20 protein-coding genes are annotated in these 20,684 nt (G+C 61.0%); 8 read left to right on the forward strand and 12 right to left on the reverse strand.

Going from position 1 to position 20,684, the window contains the following annotated elements; genetic code table 11:
- Positions 1-30: 30 nt before the first annotated feature.
- The gene (tssE, locus tag AFK65_RS07280) at positions 31-486 is read left to right on the forward strand and encodes a type VI secretion system baseplate subunit TssE (RefSeq protein ID WP_007707646.1); all 456 of its coding nucleotides are present in this window, start codon (positions 31-33) and stop codon (positions 484-486) included.
- 23 nt (positions 487-509) lie between these two features.
- Positions 510-1,844, forward strand: a complete 1,335-nt coding sequence (locus tag AFK65_RS07285; protein ID WP_038857552.1) for a VasL domain-containing protein — start codon at positions 510-512, stop codon at positions 1,842-1,844.
- A 164-nt stretch (positions 1,845-2,008) separates the two neighbouring features.
- On the opposite strand, the gene AFK65_RS07290 is transcribed toward AFK65_RS07285, so the two are convergent.
- On the reverse strand, positions 2,009-2,911 hold the full coding sequence (locus AFK65_RS07290) for a LysR family transcriptional regulator (RefSeq protein WP_038857515.1): 903 nt from the start codon (positions 2,909-2,911) through the stop codon (positions 2,009-2,011).
- A gap of 72 nt (positions 2,912-2,983) precedes the next feature.
- Between AFK65_RS07290 and blaCSR the strand changes: the two genes are divergently transcribed.
- Complete coding sequence (gene blaCSR, locus AFK65_RS07295) at positions 2,984-3,871, forward strand: CSR family subclass B3 metallo-beta-lactamase-like protein (protein ID WP_236612734.1); 888 nt, start codon at positions 2,984-2,986, stop codon at positions 3,869-3,871.
- Between the two features lie 35 nt (positions 3,872-3,906).
- On the opposite strand, the gene AFK65_RS07300 is transcribed toward blaCSR, so the two are convergent.
- Both AFK65_RS07300 and wrbA read right to left on the reverse strand, forming a co-directional pair.
- Positions 3,907-4,134, reverse strand: coding sequence for a YccJ family protein (locus tag AFK65_RS07300; RefSeq protein WP_038857510.1), 228 nt, complete (start codon positions 4,132-4,134; stop codon positions 3,907-3,909).
- 25 nt (positions 4,135-4,159) lie between these two features.
- The gene (gene wrbA, locus AFK65_RS07305) at positions 4,160-4,756 is read right to left on the reverse strand and encodes an NAD(P)H:quinone oxidoreductase (protein WP_007707658.1); all 597 of its coding nucleotides are present in this window, start codon (positions 4,754-4,756) and stop codon (positions 4,160-4,162) included.
- Positions 4,757-5,155: 399 nt separating this feature from the next.
- On the opposite strand from wrbA, the gene AFK65_RS07310 reads away from it, so the two are divergent.
- Positions 5,156-5,329: a con-10 family general stress protein gene (locus AFK65_RS07310; protein WP_032981312.1), complete on the forward strand. Its 174-nt coding sequence runs from the start codon at positions 5,156-5,158 to the stop codon at positions 5,327-5,329.
- A gap of 88 nt (positions 5,330-5,417) precedes the next feature.
- Here the strand turns inward: AFK65_RS07310 and rutG are convergent, their stop codons facing one another.
- From rutG to rutA, 7 genes are read right to left on the reverse strand one after another with little or no spacing between them, the layout of a single operon-like run.
- Positions 5,418-6,755: a pyrimidine utilization transport protein G gene (rutG, locus tag AFK65_RS07315; protein ID WP_007707661.1), complete on the reverse strand. Its 1,338-nt coding sequence runs from the start codon at positions 6,753-6,755 to the stop codon at positions 5,418-5,420.
- Between the two features lie 17 nt (positions 6,756-6,772).
- Positions 6,773-7,273 carry an NADH-dependent FMN reductase RutF gene (gene rutF, locus AFK65_RS07320; RefSeq protein ID WP_038857509.1) on the reverse strand — a complete coding sequence of 167 codons (501 nt, stop codon included), beginning with the start codon at positions 7,271-7,273 and terminating at the stop codon, positions 6,773-6,775.
- Between the two features lie 9 nt (positions 7,274-7,282).
- On the reverse strand, positions 7,283-7,873 hold the full coding sequence (locus AFK65_RS07325) for a malonic semialdehyde reductase (protein WP_038857508.1): 591 nt from the start codon (positions 7,871-7,873) through the stop codon (positions 7,283-7,285).
- Positions 7,870-8,673, reverse strand: coding sequence for a pyrimidine utilization protein D (rutD, locus tag AFK65_RS07330; protein ID WP_007707664.1), 804 nt, complete (start codon positions 8,671-8,673; stop codon positions 7,870-7,872). Before rutD ends, AFK65_RS07325 begins: the two co-directional genes overlap by 4 nt.
- Complete coding sequence (rutC, locus tag AFK65_RS07335) at positions 8,673-9,071, reverse strand: pyrimidine utilization protein C (RefSeq protein ID WP_004385399.1); 399 nt, start codon at positions 9,069-9,071, stop codon at positions 8,673-8,675. The genes rutD and rutC overlap by 1 nt, the downstream gene beginning before the upstream one ends.
- Before the next feature lie 9 nt (positions 9,072-9,080).
- The gene (rutB, locus tag AFK65_RS07340) at positions 9,081-9,779 is read right to left on the reverse strand and encodes a pyrimidine utilization protein B (protein WP_038857505.1); all 699 of its coding nucleotides are present in this window, start codon (positions 9,777-9,779) and stop codon (positions 9,081-9,083) included.
- A complete protein-coding gene (gene rutA / locus AFK65_RS07345) occupies positions 9,779-10,867 on the reverse strand; it encodes a pyrimidine utilization protein A (protein WP_032804475.1) in 1,089 nt (362 codons plus the stop codon). Before rutA ends, rutB begins: the two co-directional genes overlap by 1 nt.
- A gap of 281 nt (positions 10,868-11,148) precedes the next feature.
- Here rutA and rutR point away from each other — a divergent pair, with 281 nt between their 5' ends.
- A complete protein-coding gene (rutR, locus tag AFK65_RS07350; RefSeq protein WP_038857504.1) occupies positions 11,149-11,790 on the forward strand; it encodes an HTH-type transcriptional regulator RutR in 642 nt (213 codons plus the stop codon).
- 60 nt (positions 11,791-11,850) lie between these two features.
- Here rutR and putA read toward each other — a convergent pair whose 3' ends face one another.
- Positions 11,851-15,813 (reverse strand): trifunctional transcriptional regulator/proline dehydrogenase/L-glutamate gamma-semialdehyde dehydrogenase, encoded by a 3,963-nt coding sequence (putA, locus tag AFK65_RS07355; RefSeq protein ID WP_038857502.1) that lies wholly within the window; start codon positions 15,811-15,813, stop codon positions 11,851-11,853.
- Between the two features lie 413 nt (positions 15,814-16,226).
- On the opposite strand from putA, the gene putP reads away from it, so the two are divergent.
- Together putP and AFK65_RS07365 are read left to right on the forward strand one after the other, a co-directional pair.
- Positions 16,227-17,735, forward strand: coding sequence for a sodium/proline symporter PutP (gene putP / locus AFK65_RS07360; RefSeq protein WP_038857499.1), 1,509 nt, complete (start codon positions 16,227-16,229; stop codon positions 17,733-17,735).
- Between the two features lie 117 nt (positions 17,736-17,852).
- A complete protein-coding gene (locus tag AFK65_RS07365) occupies positions 17,853-18,278 on the forward strand; it encodes a DUF3574 domain-containing protein (RefSeq protein WP_007707696.1) in 426 nt (141 codons plus the stop codon).
- A 29-nt stretch (positions 18,279-18,307) separates the two neighbouring features.
- On the opposite strand, the gene AFK65_RS07370 is transcribed toward AFK65_RS07365, so the two are convergent.
- Positions 18,308-19,492 carry a NupC/NupG family nucleoside CNT transporter gene (locus AFK65_RS07370; RefSeq protein ID WP_007707698.1) on the reverse strand — a complete coding sequence of 395 codons (1,185 nt, stop codon included), beginning with the start codon at positions 19,490-19,492 and terminating at the stop codon, positions 18,308-18,310.
- Between the two features lie 357 nt (positions 19,493-19,849).
- On the opposite strand from AFK65_RS07370, the gene efeU reads away from it, so the two are divergent.
- Complete coding sequence (gene efeU / locus AFK65_RS07375) at positions 19,850-20,680, forward strand: iron uptake transporter permease EfeU (protein ID WP_038857498.1); 831 nt, start codon at positions 19,850-19,852, stop codon at positions 20,678-20,680.
- The last annotated feature ends 4 nt before the right edge of the window (positions 20,681-20,684 follow it).

Consider the following 20,684-nt stretch of genomic DNA (forward strand, 5'->3'; position numbering starts at 1 on the left):
TCATCACTGTATTCAGGGAAGGAGAAAACGATGCCCGAAACCCCTCTCACGCCGTCGCTCTATGAAATACTCTACGGCCATTTCGCCGGCGGCCTGCCGCTGGATGTTGTCAGCGAAGAAAATCAGGTGGTCTTGTCCGTGCTCGATAACATGCAACGCATTCTCAATACCCGCGCCGGCAGTCTCAAACATCTGCCGGATTACGGCCTGCCGGATCTGACCAAAATTCTTCAGGGTATGCCCGGCACCGCGCATGAACTCATCAGCGCGCTCTCCGCCGTGTTGCTGAAATATGAGCCGCGGCTGAAGCGGCTTACCGTTGTGATGCTCCCGCAAACCATTCCCGGCGAGCTGCGCTACGCGATTGACGCCGAGCTGAAAGGCGTGGGGCTGGTGCGCTACGGCACCGAGTTTATGCCGGAAGGGCGGGTGCTGATCCGCCATCTCAAACAACAGCAATTTATGGATAACCGCGCCGCGATCTGAGCGGCCTTCAGGACAGGGATATGATGGACACGTCCACTGAACGTCATCTGAAAACCGGCGGCGATCCGCGTCTGCTGCCGGATTACGCCGCGCTTCGCGAAGAACTCGGCAAACTCACGCACCCGGCGCGCCCGGATGTCGACTGGCGGCGGGTCGAACAGCTGTCGCTCTCGCTCTTTGAGCGCAACGGCGTCGAGCTGCAAACCGCCGCGTGGTATACGCAGGCCCGTCTGCGCTTGCTGGGGCTGCCGGGCCTTAACGAAGGGCTGGCGATCCTTGAGGCGCTTATCGCGCGCCAGTGGAGCAACCTGTGGCCGCAACCGGTGCACGCGCGCATGGAGATTTTAAGCGGCCTCAGCCAGCGCGTGCAGCAGACGCTGCGCACACTTTCATTGACCTATGCGGATCTCGGCGCGCTCTATCAGGCGGAGCAGCACGTAACGCGTATTATCGCGGTGCTGGAGCGCCTTGAGCTGAAGCATGTCAGTCAGATGGACGCTCTGCGTACGCACCTGCATAACGCGGCGTCGCGCCTGGAAAACGACGCCGGGCAGGGCGAGGTGACGCTAAAAGCGGGCGCGACGGCGGTTCAGGACGCGCAGACGGATGACATCCGCCGGGTCTATGTCGCGGCCAGCGCGCCAGCGCCGAACGTAATATTGCCTCAACCGTCAGCGCCCCGCGGGCTGAAACCTTTTATCGCCGGTATGCTCACTATGCTGGTGGCGGGCGGCGCGCTGCTGATGGGCTGGCAGGCGTATCAGCGCCCCGATCCGGCGCAGGCGCTGATTGCGGCGTCGCTTCGCGCGTGGCCGCAGGTGGCGGAAAACGCCGCCATCACGCCGGAACAGGCGCGCCGGATAGATCCTGGCGCGGTACTTGACCAGACGCGACAGCGCCTCGACTGGCTGGCCGCGCTGTCGCCGGCGCGCAATATCCGCTTTGCCTGCGCGCTGGCGCGTCAGGCCGGCGTACTCTGGCCGCAGCATCCCCAGGCGCAGGCGCTGACCCGCCAGTGGCGCCAGCAGATGAGCGCCGCCGCGATGCCGCTGCAAAATCTTGACGGCTGGCGTCGCGGCATGACGCAGCTTGATGCGCTTGCCGCGCGGCTCAACGCGCTTGATGAACGGCGTGGGAAATACCTGACCGCCAGCGAACTCAAAACGATGGTATTTAACATTCACCAGGCGTTTGCCGCCATGCCGCCCGCCGAAGAGTTGCTGCGCCAGATGGCAGAGCAGCGCCAGCAGGGCATGGAGTCAGCCGCGCTGCGTCAGGAGACCGAAACCCGCCTGAATCAGCTTCTTTACCGTTATGTTCTGCTGACGCCGCCGTCGCCCGATAACACCACGCCATGACGGTCAGTTTCGCTCTCCCTGTAACAGGCAAAAAAAATCCTGCCCGTCGGGCAGGAAATTAACAGTATCAGGGGATTCACATCGAGCGTGTCTCTCAGGAGGAGTGAGTACACATTTGAAGTGTAGCCAGCCGGCAGCCGGCAGCCCCGCATTTGAGTGGATTCTCAACGATACCAGGGGGTTAGCGCCTGACGTACCGCGCCGATGAGGCGCTTTTTCCATGCCACCGTCGAGGTGCGGTACTGCAAAAAAAGACTGCCGAGCGCTTTTTCATCATCCAGCTCCAGCATGGAGAGCTGCGCATTATCTTTGAGCGTGGCGAACCACGGCCAGGGTACCACCGCCAGCAGCGGCGCTTCACGTAACGCGCCTGGAAGCTGGGCGTAGTCGGTACAGATAAATTCCAGCCGTCGCGTCAGTCCGCTGCGCGCCAGCTGGCGATCCAGCTCGTTTTCTGGCTGCGGCCACGGGTGACAATAGGCGTGCGGATAGTCGCACAGTCCCGCCAGCGTCAGGCGGGTCTGCCCGGCGAGCGCCTGGCGAAGCGGCGGGCCATAAAGGATAACCAGCCGCGTCTGCCCGACGCGTTCATAGTGCAGGGCGCTGAGCTGCTTCTGGTGATCGCCCACCGCCAGCAGCAGATCGATTGAACCCTCCACCAGGTCGTCGCGCCAGGCGCGCCGCTCGAACGCCACGCACTCAACGCTCGCCTGGGCCTGATGCGCTTTTTGCGCCAGCACCGGCGCCAGCAGCGTATTAAGCGCGGGCGGCACGACCACCCGAAAGCGCCGCTCGTGCGGCTGCGGCTCGCCGAACATCTCTTCATTCAGCGAAACAAACAGCGGCACCAGTTTATCGCGCAGCGCCTGCGCGAAAGGCGTCGGATGCTGGCGGTTCCCTTCGCGGCGAAACAGCGGATCGCCCAGCGCCTCGCGCAGCCGCGACAGCGCATGGCTCACGGCCGAAGGCGTAATGTTCAGCCGCTGCGCCGTCTCGCCGGTGGTGCCCGTCTGTAGCATCACGTAAAGCACTTTCAGCAGGTTCATATCCAGTTGCAGGATATTCATCAGATGCCATTCCAATTGAGCAGCATTAAAAAGGCGCTAATTATACTGCGTCTCCTTACTCAGGAGATGCTAATGAAACCTCGTATCGCACTTTTTTCTTGTCTGATGTCGCTGCTCTCTGTACCTGCGTATGCCGCGCTCGACCCTGCCCAGCCGCTGGCCGAGGCGCCGCCCTATTCACTTTTTGAGGCCTGGGCCAAGCCTGTGCAGCCCTTCGCCATCTGGCCCGGCGTCTGGTACGTCGGTACCGAAAATCTCTCGTCGGTGCTGCTCACCACGCCGCAGGGCCACATCCTGATTGACGCGGGCCTTGACGCCAGCGCGCCGCAGATCAAACGCAACATAGAAGCGCTCGGTTTTCGCCTGACCGATATCCGCTACATCGTGAACAGCCATGCGCGGCTCGATCAGGCGGGCGGCATCGCGCGCCTGAAAGCGTGGAGCGGCGCGCGCGTTATCGCAAGCCATGCCAACGCGGAGCAGATGGCGCGCGGCGGTAAAGAGGATGTCGCGCTGGGCGATGCGCTGCCGTTCCCGCCAGTAACGGTGGATATTGAGGCGCAGGACGGGCAGCAGTGGCATCTGGGCGGCGTGACGCTGGTGGCCATGTTTACACCCGGCCATCTGCCGGGCGCGACCTCCTGGAAAGCGACGCTCGCCGACGGCAAAACGCTTATCTACGCCGACAGCCTGGCGACGCCGGGCTATCCGCTGGTTAATAACCGCAACTACCCGACGCTGGTGGGAGATATTCGCCAGAGCTTTACGCGGCTTGAGGCGCAACAGGTGGATATCTTTCTTGCCAATAAAGGCGAGCGTTTTGGTCTGATGGATAAAATGGCGCGCAAGGCGCGGGGCGAAGATAACGCGTTTATCGACCCTGAGGGATTACGGCGCTATGTCGCGCAGTCGCGGGAGGCTTTTGAGAAACAGCTGGCCGCGCAGCGCGCGCAGCCCTGAAACGAAGCCCTCTGCGTAAGCAGAGGGCCGAAGGGTCAGACGTTTTTACGTTCGATCGTCTGTTCGCCCCAGAAGAGCGAATCTTTGTCGGTTTTCTTGAAGGCGCGGATCAGCACTTCATCGCTGCCTTCTTCCCAGATTTTCTCAGCCATTACCTCATCGTAATCGGCCACTTCGAAAATCGCTTCGGCGATTTCAGGGGACGTATTACGCAGGCTGGCCCATTCCCCCACGCGATGGGTTTTCGATTCTTGTGTTGGCATGCTTTCCTCCAGTGAAGTGAGTGAGTTAGCCTTTCATTTTGACGGCGAGGCCCGCCACGTATTCGCCCTGATAGCGGGCGATCGCCAGTTCTTCCTGGCTTGGCTGGCGTGAACCGTCGCCGCCTGCGATGGTCGTCGCGCCGTAAGGCGTTCCGCCGCGAACCGTGGAAATATCAAACAGCTCCTGCGCCCCGTAACCGATAGGCACAATGATCATTCCATGATGAGCAAGGGTAGTCCATGTGGAGGAGATCGTGTGTTCCTGACCGCCGCCGGTGCCGGTAGAGCTAAAGACGCTCCCCAGTTTGCCGTACAGCGCGCCGGAGGCCCACAGGCCGCCCGTCTGGTCAAAGAAGGTGCGCATCTGGCCGGACATATTGCCAAAACGGGTCGGGGTGCCGACGATGATCGCGTCGTAATCCGCGAGCTCTTGCGGCGTGGCCACCGGGGCATTCTGCGTTTTGCCGCCCGCTTTCGCGAAGGCTTCCGCCTGCATGGTTTCCGGCACGCGCTTAACCGTGACTTCCGCGCCCTGAACCTTTTCAACGCCTTCCGCCACCGCGTGCGCCAGCGTTTCGACATGCCCGTACATGGAATAATAAAGCACCAGAACTTTCGCCATCAGCCTTGCTCCTGTATCAGTGGTTGCCACAGCCGTTATCGCTGCGCTCATCCATAAAGCATATGCCTCCACGGGCAGAGTGCAACTTCAGGCCGGAAAAAGCTTTAGAAATAAGGATTTATCTGTAGGCTGCCGGTTTGTAGCATCAGGTCACATTTTCAGGACATCAAAATTTATTAATCATAAGAATGGCTTATTAATCGTTTCGTCAGATTCTTCACCGAAACGCCAGATTGATGTTGCTAAATGTTTCCTGAAAGTGGCAAAGCCATGCGCCCTGGCTAAGCTTTTAATCACGCGGCAACGATAACGGCTCAGGCCAGTGCCGTGAGGTGAAAGAATCCTCTTTTACTGAATGCAGTATGATGTCTAATGATTCGCACAATCTGGAGGTCAGAAATGGCAAACCATCGTGGTGGTTCAGGTAATTTCGCAGAAGATCGTGACAGAGCATCAGAAGCAGGTCGTAAAGGTGGCCAGCAGAGCGGCGGGAACTTCAAAAATGACCCGCAACGCGCTTCCGAAGCTGGGAAAAAAGGGGGTAAAAACAGTCATGGCGGCGGCCGCAGCTAGCGTCTCGCATGACCGTTATTAACCGCCTTATGTGAAGTGTAAAGGTTAATAGCCACCCCCTGACCGCCGGGCATTCCCGGCGGTTTTTTTATGCCTGCGAGGGTGGGTCCTGGGGCGTAAGCACTGGCTCAGGCGTCTGCGCCTGTTTGCGGCTCAACAGCGCGTTAAGCGCAATCGCCCCGAAGGTCGCGGTGCCGATGCCGCCAAGCGTAAAGCCGCCTACCGTGAGCGCGAAATCGCCCGCGCCCAGCACCAGCGTCACCGCCACCATAATCAAGTTGCCATTCTGGCTGAGATCGACATGGTTCTGCACCCAGATGCGGGCGCCTGCGACCGCAATCAGCCCGAAGACCACAATCGACGCGCCGCCGATAACCGGCGCCGGAATGGTGTGGATCAGCGCGCCGAATTTCGGCGAGAAGCCCAGCAGCAGGGCAATGACCGCCGCCGCCACAAACACCAGCGTCGAGTAGACTTTGGTTACCGCCATCACGCCGATATTCTCCGCATAGGTCGTCACGCCGCTGCCGCCCACCGCGCCGGAGATCATCGTCGCCAGCCCGTCGCCGACAAACGCGCGCCCCATATACGGGTCCATATTGCGCCCGGTCATGCCTGCGACCGCTTTCAGATGTCCGAGGTTTTCCGCCACCAGAATCACCGCCACCGGCGCGATCAGCATGATGGCCTGCACGTTAAACGCTGGCGCGGCGAAGTGCGGCAGGCCGAACCACGCGGCCTGCGCCACTGGCGTGAAATCCACCGGCTTGCCGAAGCCCAGCACATTGGTGAACAGCGCATACAGCGCCCAGGCGGCGATAAGCCCCATCAGAATCAGCAGCCGCTGCACCATGCCGCGTGTAAATACCGACACGAGGCCAATACAGAGCACGGTCATCACCGCCATCCAGCCGTCAAAGCCGCTGGCGGAGACGCTTTTAACGGCAATCGGCGCGAGGTTAAGCCCGATCGCCATCACCACGGCGCCGGTAACGACCGGCGGCATCAGCCGCTCTATCCAGCGCGTGCCCGATTTCATCACCACCACGCCGATAAGCGTATACAACAAGCCGCAGGCGATAATACCGCCCAGCGCCACGCTCATATTCGGGTTCAGCCCCTGGCCGTTAAAGCCGGTCGCGGCGATCACCACGCCCACAAAAGCGGCGCTGGAGCCGAGATAGCTCGGCACCCGCCCGCCGGTAATTACAAAAAACAGCAGCGTGCCGATGCCGGACATCAGGATCGACAAATTCGGATCGAGGCCCATCAAGAGCGGCATCAGCACCGTCGCGCCGAACATCGCCACCGCGTGCTGCACGCCCATGATCAGCGTCTGACCGGCGGAGAGCGTTTCGTCCGGGGCCACCACGCCGCCCGCGGGGCCGGCAGGTTTACGCCAGCGAGGAAACCAGGAATTGGCCATAGTTATCTCCTGTGGAGCTAAGAGGCGAGCCCGCAGGCGGGGCGCGCGAGGGCGTGATAGCGCCGGTCAAACCAGACCAGCCCGTGCGTATCGTCGTTACGTGAGATCTCAAGCACCCGGCACAGCAGCACGTCGTGGGTGGAGACCGGCACCACCTGTTCCACCCGGCAGTCGAAAGAGACCACCGCGCCGTCGAGCCGCGGAGAGCCGGTGACGCCGCGATGCCAGCGGGCGGCGGCGAAGCGCTCTTCCATCGGGGTTTTGCCGCCGAAGAGGCCAGAGAGCGCCTCGTGCCCGGCGGCGAGCGTGTTGACGCACAGCTGCCCGTTGGCCTGAAACACCGGCCAGACGGAGGCGTTGCGGTTCAGACACACCAGCAGCGTCGGCGGGCTGTCCGTCACGCTGCACACCGCCGAGGCGGTAAAGCCCGCCATGCCCGCCGGGCCATCGGTCGTTACAATATTCACCGCCGCGCCGAGGCGGGACATCGCATCGCGAAAAGCCTGTTGTTCACTCATAACCCCTCCTTAAACGATCGCGCAGGCGTCTTCAAAGGAAAGACGCGGCAGGCGCGGATGCAGTTTATCCGCATCGCCATAGCCGATATTGATAAGCAGATTGCTCTTCCAGGTGGTGCCGCTGAAGAATTCGGCGTCCACCGCCGCGCGGTCAAAGCCGGACATCGGGCCGGTATCGAGCCCCAGCGCCCGGCAGGCCATGATGAGATAGCCGGCCTGTAGCGAGCTGTTGCGAAACGCGGTCTCCTCAGCCACCGCCGGGCTGGAGGTGAACCAGGCGCGGGCGTCGGCATAGGGAAACAGCGTCGGCAGCGCCTCGTAGAACTCGCTGTCCCAGGCGACGATGGCGGTCACCGGGGCCTGCATGGTTTTCTCAACGTTGCCGCTGGAGAGCGCGGGCTTCAGACGTGCTTTGGCCTCAGGCGTTGTAACAAACAGCAGCCGCCCCGGCGAGCAGTTGGCGGAGGTCGGGCCGAGGCGCACCATTTCATAGAGATCGCGCAGCTGCGCGTCGCTGACGGGCGTCTCCCGCCAGGCGCTGTGGGTGCGGGCGTCGGTAAATAAGGTGGCGAGCGCGCTGGCGCTCAGGGCTTCGCTCATACGGTCTCCTTGTGGGGCGCGGGCGCAAGTGATGCCAGCCCGGCATAAAGCAGGGAATGAAACAGCTGCGGCGCGGTGACGTTGCAGGCGTGGCCGCCGGCGTCCATCACATCAAGACGGCTGTGGGGCAGCGCCTCGTGCAACGCCTGCGAACAGGTCCACGGCACCAGCACGTCATCACGGGCGCAGATCAGCTGTACCGGCGTGGTGACGCGCGCGGCGCGTTCGCGATAATCGGCGTTTTTCAGCGCCCACAGCCTGCGCAGCAGGTTTTCGGTCCCCTGAAAATGGGCGTTATGCAGCGCTTCTTCGGCTTCGAGGCGCGGCTGGTTCTCCTGCGCCCACTGCGGCGGGTAGAGAAACAGCGGTTGCGCGGCGATATAGGCCGCTGGCCCGCTGTCGAGCAGCAGCCGCTCGCGGGCTTCAAAGCAGCGGCGCGTCCAGGCGCTCAGCGACAGCCAGCCGTTAATAATCACCAGCGCGCTTATCGCCTCCGGGAACGCCAGCGCCAGTTCAAGACCGACCAGTCCGCCAAGCGCATGGCCAACCACCGCATAACGGCGCACACCGTGGATTAACAGCGCGCGGTGCAGCTCCTGCGCCATGTCGGCGAGCGTATAGCCCTCCGGCAGCGTATCGGCGTTATCGCCGGTGCCGCGCTGGTCATACACCACTATCTGATAATCGCGACTCAGCGCGCTCTGCTGCGCCAGCCAGTAGCCGCCAAGCCCGCCGAGGCCCGCAATCATCACCATCGCCGGCGCGCCGGGGAAGGGCGCCTCGCTTACACGCAGTTTCATCATGCGCCTCCCGGCTGTCCGATATGGGCGACCGTCGCTATCTCCACCAGCGCCTCCGGCTTTACCAGCCCGCACTGAATACAAAAGCGCGCTGGTTTATCGCCGGGGAAAAACTCCGCGTAAATCTCGTTAATCGCGGCGTAATTTTTCCAGTCGGTAATAAAGATCGAGTTGAACGTCACGTCCTCCATCGTCCCGCCCGCCGTTTCGATAACGCGCCGAATCGTCTCCAGCACATGGCGGGTTTGCGCCTTTGGGTCGCCGGGGTACACCACATTATTGGCGCTATCAAAAGGCAGCGTGCCGGAGACATAGACCACGCCATCGGCGAGCGTGCCCGGCACAAAGGGCGCGATGGGCGTGCTGGTGCCGGGCGGAATAATGACCTGTTTTGGCATAACGACTCCTTAGGCGATGCGGGCGAGGGCTTCCGGGGAGAGCGCGTCGCAGAAACTCTGCACGTCGCTCACCCAGCCGAAAAAGGTTTCGATATTAAAAAGCGCCGCCTGCTGGGCGAACGGCGGCCCGGCCTGGTGCGTGGCGTCTTCCAGCACCACGCCGAAATACTCCAGGAAAAAGCCGTCGCGCAGCGTCGATTCCACGCAGACGTTAGTGGCGATGCCGGTCAAGACCAGATGGCGGATATTGCGCGCGCGCAGCATGCTGTCGAGCGGCGTGTTGAAAAAGCCGCTGTAGCGCGGTTTCGGCAGCACGATATCGCCGGGAAGCGGCGTCAGTTCATCCACCAGCTGATAGTCCCAGCCGCCTTTCGCCAGCAGTTTGCCGTGCAGCTCCGGGCGGCGGCGCATGGTTTTCAGCGCGTTCGATTTATGGAAGTTTGGCGAGCCGGGGCCGCCCGCTTCGAGATAGTCGCTGTCCCAGCCGTTCTGGAACCAGACGATGGTCATGCCCGCCTCGCGCGCGGCCGCCACGGCGGTTTTGATGTTCTCAATCACCGGCGCGGTGGCCGAGACGTCAAACCCCGCCAGATCCAGATAGCCGCCCTGGCTTGCGTAGGCGTTTTGCATATCCACCACAATCAGCGCGCTCTGTTCCGGCGCGAAGGTGAGCGCCTCGGGGCGCGCCGTCAGCGTTATCGTATTCATCAGGCCACCTCCTGCGTTACGCGCAGATGATCGCGGCAGCGCATCAGCGGCTGAATGTGTTCGCCAAAGGCGTCGATGCCGGTCAGGAAATCGTCGAACGTCAGCAGCACGCCTTCGGTGCCCGGCACGGCGGCGACTTCATCCAGCATCCGGGCGACGCTCGCGTAAGAGCCGACCAGCGTGCCCATATTGATATTGACCGCCGAAGTCGGGTCCGCCATCTGACGCACGTTGGTATCCGCGCCGGAGCGGGTATCTTTCTGACTCTGCTCGGTGAGCCATGACAGCGCTTCTTCATCGGCACCCGCTTTGTAGTGCTCCCATTTGGCGCGCGCCGCTTCGTCGGTTTCGTCGGCGATCACCATAAAGAGCACGTAGGAGCCCACGTCGCGCCCGGCTTTTTCGGCGGCGGCTTTCATGCGCGCGGCGGTCGGGGCGAACGCGGCGGGCGTGTTCACGCCTTTACCGAAGCAGAAGTTGTAGTCGGCATGCTGTGCGGAAAACGCCATGCCCGCGTCGCTCTGGCCGGCGCAGATCACTTTCATCGGCTGCTGCGGGCGCGGGCTGACACGGCAGTCGTTCATCGTAAAGTAGTCGCCTTTGAAATCGCTCTGGCCGGTGTCCCAGAGGTCGCGCAGCACATGGACATATTCGGTGAGGTAGTCGTAGCGGCGCGAGAAGTAGTCATCGCCCGGCCACAGGCCCATCTGTTCATACTCTGGCTTCTGCCAGCCGGTCACGAGATTCACGCCAAACCGTCCGCCGGAGATGGAGTCGATGGTTGACGCCATGCGCGCCACAATCGCGGGCGGCAGGGTGAGCGTGGCGGCGGTAGCGTAAATCTGTATACGCGAGGTCACGGCGGCGAGGCCCGCCATTAAGGTGAACGACTCCAGATTGTGATCCCAGAATTCGGTCTTCCCGCCGAAGCCGCGCAGTTTGATCATCGAGAGCGCAAAATCAAACTGCTGCTGCTCGGCTTTCTGCACGATGGCTTTATTCAGCTCGAACGTCGGCATGTATTGCGGGGCATGGGTGGAGATCAGCCAGCCATTATTTCCGATAGGCACAAAGACACCAATTTTCATCACGAACCTCTCTTTTTCGGGTGAAAGAACCGTCGCGTGGCGTTGCATCCTGCACGTCCTGTGCCGCGCTCAGAGAGGGTTTTGCAAAGCGAATGCCAGTTTTGAAAAGGTCTTTGTTATCATTATGTTGATGAAGTGTGGCTTTTTTGCGCTCAAAAAACGGACTGAATGGTCAAAAACGTTGCACAGAAAACAGGCAGCGTTGCGCAATCAAAGTGCAGCGAGGTCGAGCCTGGAGCGCGCTTTTGCTATGCTTGGACAAAACAAAAAGGAGAGGGCGCATGGCACAAGGCGCGCAAAAAGAAGAGACGGGCAAACGTTCCAGGGCGGTGGCGGCGAAGAAACAGGCCATTCTGGACGCTGGTCTGACGCTGTTTTCCCAGTTCGGCCTGCACGGCACCAGTCTGGAACAGGTCGCGGAGCGCTCCGGCGTGTCCAAAACCAATCTGCTCTACTATTTTCCGTCCAAAGAGGCGCTGTATGTCGCGGTGCTGAAGCACATTCTGGATATCTGGCTGGCGCCGCTGCGGGCCTTTCGCGCGGATCTGCAGCCGCTCGCGGCCATCAGCGAATATATTCGCTTAAAGCTTGAGGTTTCGCGCGATTTCCCCGAAGCCTCTCGGCTGTTCTGCCTGGAGATGCTGCAGGGCGCGCCGCTCCTGATGGCTGAATTGCAGGGAGATTTAAAAGCGCTGGTGGAGACCAAATCGGCCATCATCAGCGGCTGGGTGGCAAGCGGCAAGCTCGCGCCCGTCGATCCGCACCATTTGATTTTTATGATCTGGGCCACGACCCAGCACTATGCTGATTTCGCCACTCAGGTGGAAGCCGTCACCGGCGCGACGCTCGCCGATGAAGCGTTTTTTAACCGCACCGTCGAGAATGTCCAGCGGATGATTATTGAAGGTATTCGGGTACGGTGAGGCATTCGTGTATTACCAAAGAAAAAGGCGCCCGCGGGCGCCTTTCGTGTTTATTAACCGTCAGCCGATGGTCATCAGGCTGGCGTTGCCGCCTGCGGCGGCGGTGTTGACGCTAAGCGAACGCTCAAGCCACAGGCGCTCCAGCAGCAGGTTGGTTTCCCCGCGTGCGAAGCCCTGCACCGAAACAATCGCGCCCTCGCGTGCGGCCACTTTTTCGCATAGCGCGCGCAGCTGGTCGGAATCGCCGTGATAAATCACCGCGTCGAAGAACTGGCTGAACAGCACGTCCGGTATGGCGAAGTCGATAATCGCGTTCACCGCGGCCGGAAGCTGTTTGGCCAGCGTGCGTTGCAGCGGCTCGTCAACCCACAGTACGCGGCTGCCCGCGCTGGTGGCCGCGGCGAGCTGCACCAGCAGGTCCTGCTCGTTATCCGCCAGGCACAGCACGCGCTCGCGCGGCAGCAGGGTATAGGTGTTGCGCTCGCCGGTCGGGCCCGGCAGCGTACGCTGCACGCCGCTTTGCGACAGCGCGAGGTAGTGTTCGCACAGCGCTTTGAGTTCCGGGCGGCCTGCGGCCCATTCGGTGAGCGCCTGGTGCGGACGCGTAATCAGCGTTTTAACCTGCGCGTCCTGGGCGTAGCGGGCGTCGTGACGCTCAAGCGTCGTCTGCACCGCCGCGTCCGGGCGGCTCGCCAGCAGGCGGTAGAGATAGAGCGGCCCGCCCGCTTTCGGCCCGGTGCCGGAAAGCCCTTCGCCGCCGAACGGCTGCACGCCGACCACGGCGCCGACCATATTGCGGTTCACATACAGGTTGCCGACGTGCGCGCTGCCGGTTACCTGCGCGATGGTTTCATCGATACGCGTGTGCACGCCGAGCGTCAGGCCGTAGCCCGCTTTGTTGATCTGCTCAATCAGCTCCGCCAGGTTGTTGCGGTTGTAGCGCACCACGTGCAACACCGGGCCGAAGACCTCTTTTTTCATCTCATCAAAGCTTTCCAGCTCAATCAGCGTCGGCGTGACAAACGTGCCGGTCTGCCATTCACGCGCATCGACGCTGTTGTCGCGCGCGGCCTGGAAGACTTTGCGGCCTTTGGCGCGCATCGCCTGGATATGGCGTTCGATACCGGCTTTGGCCTCGGCGTCGATAACCGGCCCGATATCGGTCGTCAGGCGGCCAGGATTGCCCATCCGGCACTCGGCCATCGCGCCTTTCAGCATGGTCAGGGTGTGATCGGCGATCTCTTCCTGGAGGCAGAGCACGCGCAGCGCCGAACAGCGCTGGCCGGCGCTGTCGAAAGCTGAGGCGACGACGTCCACAACCACCTGCTCAGTCAGCGCGGAGGAGTCGACAATCATGGCGTTCAGCCCGCCGGTTTCCGCGATAAGCGGCGTCGGGCGGCCCTGCGGATCGAGACGGTCGGCGATGTTGCGCTGCAACAGCGTCGCCACTTCCGTTGAGCCCGTGAACATCACACCGCGCACGCGCGGATCGCCCGTGAGCTGCGCGCCCACGGTTTCGCCGCGGCCTGGCAGCAACTGTACCACGCCCTGCGGCACGCCCGCCTCCAGCAGGATCTGAATGCCCTGGGCGGCGATAAGCGGCGTCTGCTCCGCCGGTTTCGCCAGCACGCTGTTGCCTGCGGCAAGCGCGGCGGCCACCTGGCCGGTAAAGATAGCCAGCGGGAAGTTCCACGGGCTGATACAGACCACCGGGCCGAGCGGGCGATGGGTTTCGTTATCGAAATCATCACGCACCTGGCCTGCGTAATAGCGCAGGAAGTCGACCGCCTCGCGCACTTCGGCGATAGCGTTAGCAAAGGTTTTACCCGCTTCGCGCACCAGAATGCCAATCAGCGTCTGGGTCTGGTCTTCCATCAGCACGGCGGCGCGCTCAAGAATGGCGGCGCGCTCCTGCGGCGGCGTGGCGAACCAGATAGGCGCGTTGTTCACCGCGCTTTCCAGCGCCTGCGCCACTTCCGCTTCGGTGGCTTCACGCGCGTAACCGACAATATCGCGCGGCTCGGCGGGGTTAATCACCGGTGCCAGCTCGCCGTCGTCCACGGCGTTTTCCAGCATCGGCAGCGCGCGCCATTTTTGCAGCGCGCTGTTCAGCAGCGACGAGGAGAGCGACGCCAGGCGGTGTTCGTTCGCCAGATCAAGCCCGGCGGAGTTAACGCGGCCTTCGCCGTAGAGATCCTGCGGCAGCGGAATTTTCGGATGCGGCAGACCGACGCGGCCTTCCTGCGCCGCCAGCTGTTCGACCGCGCTGACCGGGTCGGCCACCAGATCGTCCAGCGACAGCGTGTTATCGGCGATGCGGTTCACAAACGAGGTGTTGGCGCCGTTTTCCAGCAGGCGACGCACCAGGTAGGCCAGCAGCGTCTCATGAGTGCCGACCGGCGCGTAGATGCGGCACGGACGGTTGAGTTTGCCGTCGCTGATTTTACCGACCACCTGCTCGTAGAGCGGCTCGCCCATGCCGTGCAGGCACTGGAATTCATACTGCCCGGGGTAATAGTTCTGGCCCGCCAGGCTGTAGATGGCCGCCAGCGTGTGGGCGTTGTGGGTGGCGAACTGCGGGTAAATCAGGTTCGGTACCGCCAGCAGTTTCTTCGCGCAGGCGAGGTAGGAGATATCGGTGTAAACCTTGCGGGTGTAAACCGGGTAGCCCTCAAGCCCTTCCATCTGGGCGCGCTTGATTTCGCTGTCCCAGTAAGCGCCTTTCACCAGACGGATCATCAGGCGACGGCGGCTGCGGGTGGCGAGATCGATCAGGTAATCGATAACGAACGGGCAGCGCTTCTGGTACGCCTGAATCACAAACCCGATGCCGTTCCAGCCCGCCAGCTCCGGTTCAAAGCAGAGTTTTTCCAGCAGATCGAGAGAGATCTCCAGGCGGTCGGCCTCTTCGGCGTCGATGTTGATGCCGATGTCATACTGGCGCGCCAGCAGGGTCAGGGATTTCAGGCGCGGGTAGAGCTCTTCCATCACGCGGTCGTACTGCGCGCGGCTGTAGCGCGGGTGCAGGGCGGAGAGCTTAATCGAAATGCCCGGCCCTTCATAAATGCCGCGCCCGTTGGAGGCTTTGCCGATGGCGTGAATAGCCTGCTGGTAAGAGACCATATATGCCTGCGCGTCGGCGGCGGTGAGCGCCGCTTCGCCCAGCATATCGTAGGAGTAACGGAAGCCTTTTTCTTCAAGCTTGCGCGCGTTGGCCAGCGCCTCGGCGATGGTTTCGCCGGTGACAAACTGCTCGCCCATCAGACGCATCGCCATGTCCACGCCTTTGCGGATCAGCGGCTCGCCGCTCTTGCCGATGATGCGGTTGAGCGAGCGCGACAGGCTGGCTTCGTTGTGCGTCGAGACCAGACGGCCGGTAAACAGCAGGCCCCAGGTAGCGGCGTTCACGAACAGCGACGGGCTGCGGCCAATGTGCGACTGCCAGTTGCCGTTGCTGATTTTGTCGCGGATCAGCGCGTCGCGGGTGGCTTTATCGGGGATACGCAGCAGCGCTTCGGCAAGGCACATCAGCGCCACGCCTTCCTGCGAGGAGAGCGAAAATTCCTGCAACAGGCTCTGCACCATACCGGCGCGGCCCGAGGCGGTTTTCTGGTTGCGCAGCTTTTCGGCGAGGCTCCAGGCGAGCTGGTGGGTTTTCTCGGCGACCGGCTGCGGCAGGCGGGCCTGCTCCAGCAGCATCGGCACCGCGTCGGTTTCCGCGCGACGCCAGGCGGCAGTGATGGCCGCGCGGCTGACGGACTGCGGCTGGATCTGCTCGGCGAATTCGAGGAACGGCTGGTGGCTCTCTTCCACCGGCGCGGGCGCTTCATCGCTTTCGTTCGCCGCGCCCGCCAGCAGCGCAGGCAGCTCCGGCAGGCCGTCGCTGTTCTCCAGCTGTTCCAGATAATTAAAGATGGCCTGTTTAATCAGCCAGTGCGGCGTGCGGTCGATTTTCGTCGCGGCGGATTTAATGCGCTCGCGGGTGGCGTCGTCCAGCTTGACCCCCATCGTGGTGGTGCCCATGCCCTTACTCCTGTGTCTCGGTCTGTATAAAAAAGGCGAATGATCGGCAATATCCATCATGTTGCAACTTTGTGCAACCTTGTTAATTGTGACCTCGCCAGCAAGCTTAAAAATGAATGAAATGTTAAATATGAAATTGCTATGACGCACCGAAGAAAGGGCGGTTATAAGCTCAGAATTCGGGGCTGGTTAACATTTTTAACAGGTGCAACCGGGAAAAGCGTGAGCGAGTGCAACCTCTCAAAAAATGTACAGGTTTCACAGATGCAAAACATGTAAATGGTGTGTTAAATCGATTGTGAATAAAAAACGCTTCCGGCAGGATACTGCCGCCACACGACATGACAATAACGCCACCGCTACGTTCCGGCGGTGATAAACGGGGCGACCCGGCCATAACGCGGAGAAGTGAGATGACGACGAGTACACCGATGCTGGTGACTTTCATTATTTATATTTTGGGGATGATACTGATTGGGTTTATTGCGTGGCGCTCCACCAAAAACTTTGATGATTACATTCTCGGCGGGCGCAGTCTCGGGAGCGTGGTGACCGCGCTCTCTGCGGGCGCGTCGGATATGTCGGGCTGGCTGCTGATGGGCCTGCCGGGCGCGGTGTTTCTCTCCGGGATCTCCGAAAGCTGGATCGCCATCGGTCTGACGCTGGGCGCCTGGATCAACTGGAAGCTGGTGGCGGGGCGCCTGCGCGTTCACACTGAGCACAACAATAACGCCCTGACGTTACCGGATTATTTCACCGGCCGTTTTGAAGATAAGAGCCGTCTGCTGCGGATCATTTCGGCGCTGGTGATTTTGCTGTTCTTCACTATCTACTGCGCTTCGGGCATCGTGGCGGGGGCGCGCCTGTTCGAAAGCACCTTCGGCATGAGCTATGAAACCGCGCTCTGGGCGGGTGCCGCGGCGACGATTCTTTACACCTTTATCGGCGGGTTCCTGGCGGTGAGCTGGACCGATACCGTGCAGGCGAGCCTGATGATTTTCGCGCTGATCCTGACGCCGGTGATTGTTATCTTCGCGGTTGGCGGCCTGGACGATTCCCTGGCGGTCATTAAGCAGAAGAGCATCGAAAATATCGATATGCTCAAGGGCCTGAATCTGGTGGCGATTATTTCGCTGATGGGCTGGGGACTGGGCTACTTCGGCCAGCCGCACATTCTGGCGCGCTTCATGGCGGCGGATTCCCACCACACCATCGTGAACGCGCGTCGTATCTCCATGACCTGGATGATCCTGTGCCTTGCGGGCGCCGTGGCCGTTGGATTCTTCGGCATCGCCTACTTTACTAACCACCCGGATCAGGCGGCGGCGGTGAACCAGAACGGCGAGCGCGTGTTTATTGAACTCGCGCAGATCCTCTTTAACCCGTGGATTGCCGGTATTCTGCTGTCGGCGATCCTGGCGGCGGTGATGTCAACGTTAAGCTGCCAGCTGCTGGTCTGCTCCAGCGCGATTACCGAAGACCTCTACAAAGCGTTCCTGCGTAAAGGCGCGAGCCAGAAAGAGCTGGTGTGGGTCGGGCGTATGATGGTGCTGGTGGTGGCGCTGGTCGCCATTGCGCTGGCGGCGAACCCGGAAAACCGCGTGCTGGGCCTGGTGAGCTACGCGTGGGCGGGCTTTGGCGCGGCCTTCGGCCCGGTGGTGCTGCTCTCGGTAATGTGGTCGCGCATGACGCGCAACGGCGCGCTGGCGGGCATGATCATCGGCGCGGTGACGGTGATCGTCTGGAAACAGTTCGCGTGGTTTAACCTCTACGAAATCATTCCGGGCTTTATCTTCGCAAGCCTCGGTATCGTGGTGGTGAGCCTGATGGGCAAAGCGCCGTCGGCCTCGATGCAGGCGCGCTTTGAAAAAGCGGACGAGGAGTACCACACGCCCGCGCCGTCTAAGCTTCGCGCCAGCTAAGCGTCTTAACAAACCCGCCGCCCGGCGGGTTTTTTCTTTCTCATCAATCCGGTAGCTTGCCAGACGCCGCGATTTACGCTGTTATCTTCGCGTTAACCCATAACAAAAAAGGACAGGATGATGGCGATTCGCAAGATTATTGTTTCACTCGCGCTGGCGGCGACGCTCGCCGGTTGCGCGCCGCACGGGGCAGATCAGCAGGCGCCGCGCTGCGCCGCGCAAAACCGCATGACGCAAACCACGCTGTACTTCGGCCTCAACCGGCCCTCCGGCCCCGTCATTACGGGCGAAGAGTGGCAGCGCTTTGTGGATAACGACGTTACGCCGCGCTTTCGCGACGGGCTGACGGTGTTTGACGCGCGGGGGCAGTGGCTCGGTAACGATGGCAAGGTGGCGCGTGAGCCGAGCAAGGCGCTGATGCTAATCCATGCTAATGACAGCGCGAGCGAGAAGGGGATTGAAGCCCTGCGTGGAATTTACAAATCGCGCTTCGCGCAGGAGTCGGTTATGCGCGTCGATGAGAGTGTCTGCGTACAGTTCTGAAAAAGGCGGGGGAGACCCCGCCTTTTCGTTTACAGCACCAGACCGGCGAAGGCCGCGGAGAGCAAACTCACCAGCGTCGCGCCATAGACCAGACGCAGGCCAAAGCGCGAGACCGCGTTGCCCTGCGGCTCGTTCAGCCCCTTAATCGCGCCCGCCACAATGCCGATAGACGCGAAGTTGGCAAACGACACCAGGAAGACCGACAGGATACCGAGACCGCGCGGGGAGAGCGTCGCGGCGATTTTTTGCAGCTCGATCATCGCCACGAACTCATTGGCGACCAGCTTGGTGGCCATAATGCCGCCCGCCGTCAGGGCATCCTGCGCCGGGATCCCGATAAGCCAGGCGAGCGGGTAAAACACGTAGCCCAGCAGTTGCTGGAAGCTCTGACCGAACAGCGTCAGGAACAGCGCATTCACCGCGCTGATAATAGCGATAAAGCCAATCAGCATCGCCAGAATAATCATCGCCACCTTAAAGCCCGCCAGGATGTACTCGCCGAGCATCTCGAAAAAGCTTTGTGATTCGTGCAGTTTTTCAAGCTTCACGTCCGGCTCATCCTGCGGGCGCGTCGGGTTAATAACCGAGAGGATAATGAACGTGCTGAAGAGGTTAAGCACCAGCGCCGCCACCACATATTTCGCCTCAATCATCGACATATACGCGCCGACTATCGAGAGCGAAACGGTGGACATCGCGGTCGCCGCCATCGTAAACAGCCGACGCGAGGAGAGATCCGCCAGCACGCCTTTATAGGCGATGAAGTTTTCCGACTGGCCGAGGATCAGCGAGCTGATAGCGTTAAAAGATTCCAGCTTGCCCATGCCGTTGACTTTCGACAGCAGCGTGCCGATGACGCGAATAAAAACCGGCAGAATGCGCCAGTGTTGCAGAATGCCGATCAGCGCGGAGATAAACACGATAGGGCAGAGCACGCCGAGAAAGACAAACGCGAGGCCTTTCTGGCTCATGCCGCCGAAGACGAAATCGGTGCCCTGGGCGGCGAAGTGCAGCAGCGAAGAGAACGCGCCGGCAATCGACTGGATAACCAGCAACCCGGCCTGCGCATGCAGAAAGAACCAGGCGAGCGCCGCTTCAATCACAATCAGCTGAAGAATATAACGCAGGCGGATCTTTTTACGGTCAAAGCTTGCAAGCCACGCGAGCAGGAGGATCGCCACGACGGCGAAAATAAAGTGCAGTATGGTTGTCATAGTTACGCAGGTGTCTGAAAGAAAAATAGTTAGCCACACAAAAACCGGCCGGTAAACAGCGCGCTAAGCATAATTTCCCGCATCGTTATCTGGCAAATGGAATAAGAAAAAACGATGACAGCTTATTTTCCCGGTGAATGATTTCGGGCGGCCCGGAAGGCATAACGCGGCGCGCCGGACGGGCTGATTTCGCTTATGGTTTCATAGAGTGACTACTCAACTTCGCAACTTTTACACTTCGTCATAATTATCCCCACATTTCGCTTGTTTTTCTTTTTGCGGTAATGATAATCACTTTCACTCCCATTTACTTTTCTTTGCATCAGTTGACCTGATTTCACATTCACAGGTGCCCGAATGTTTGTTCCTTTTCTGATTATGCTGCGCGAAGGTCTCGAAGCGGCGCTCATCGTCAGCCTTATCGCCAGCTATCTCAAGCGCACTCAGCGCGGCAACATGCTTGGCGTGATGTGGGCGGGCGTGTTTCTCGCCGCCGCCCTCTGCTTAGGCCTCGGTATTTTTATCAATGAAACCACCGGCGAGTTCCCGCAAAAAGAGCAGGAGCTGTTTGAAGGGCTCGTGGCGACGGTGGCCGTCGTGATCCTCACCTGGATGGTGTTCTGGATGCGTAAAGTCTCCCGCAATGTGAAAGGCGAGCTGGAACAGGCCGTGGATCGCGCGCTGAAACGCCCCGGCGGACACGGCTGGGCGCTGGTGATGATGGTGTTTTTCGCGGTCGCGCGCGAGGGCCTCGAATCGGTCTTCTTCCTGCTGGCCGCGTTTGGCCAGGATGTCGGCGTCTGGCCGCCGCTCGGCGCGATGCTTGGGCTTGCGACCGCCGTGGTGCTCGGTTTTCTGCTCTACTGGGGCGGCATTCGTCTTAACCTCGGCGCGTTTTTCCGCTGGACCAGTCTCTTTATTCTGCTCGTCGCCGCAGGGCTCGCGGCGGGCGCTATTCGCGCGTTTCATGAAGCCGGTCTGTGGAATCACTTCCAGGCGGTGGCGTTTGATTTCAGCAATGTGCTCTCCACGCACTCGCTCGCCGGCACGCTGCTGGAAGGCATTTTCGGCTACCAGGAAGCGCCGACCGTCAGCGAAGTGGCGGTATGGTTTATCTATCTGATCCCGGCGCTGGCGTTCTATGCGCTGCCAGCGCGCGCCGGTGCGCGCGTCTCCGGGAACGCCTGATTTT

It is taken from the genome of Cronobacter universalis NCTC 9529 (assembly GCF_001277175.1).
GTDB lineage: Bacteria > Pseudomonadota > Gammaproteobacteria > Enterobacterales > Enterobacteriaceae > Cronobacter > Cronobacter universalis.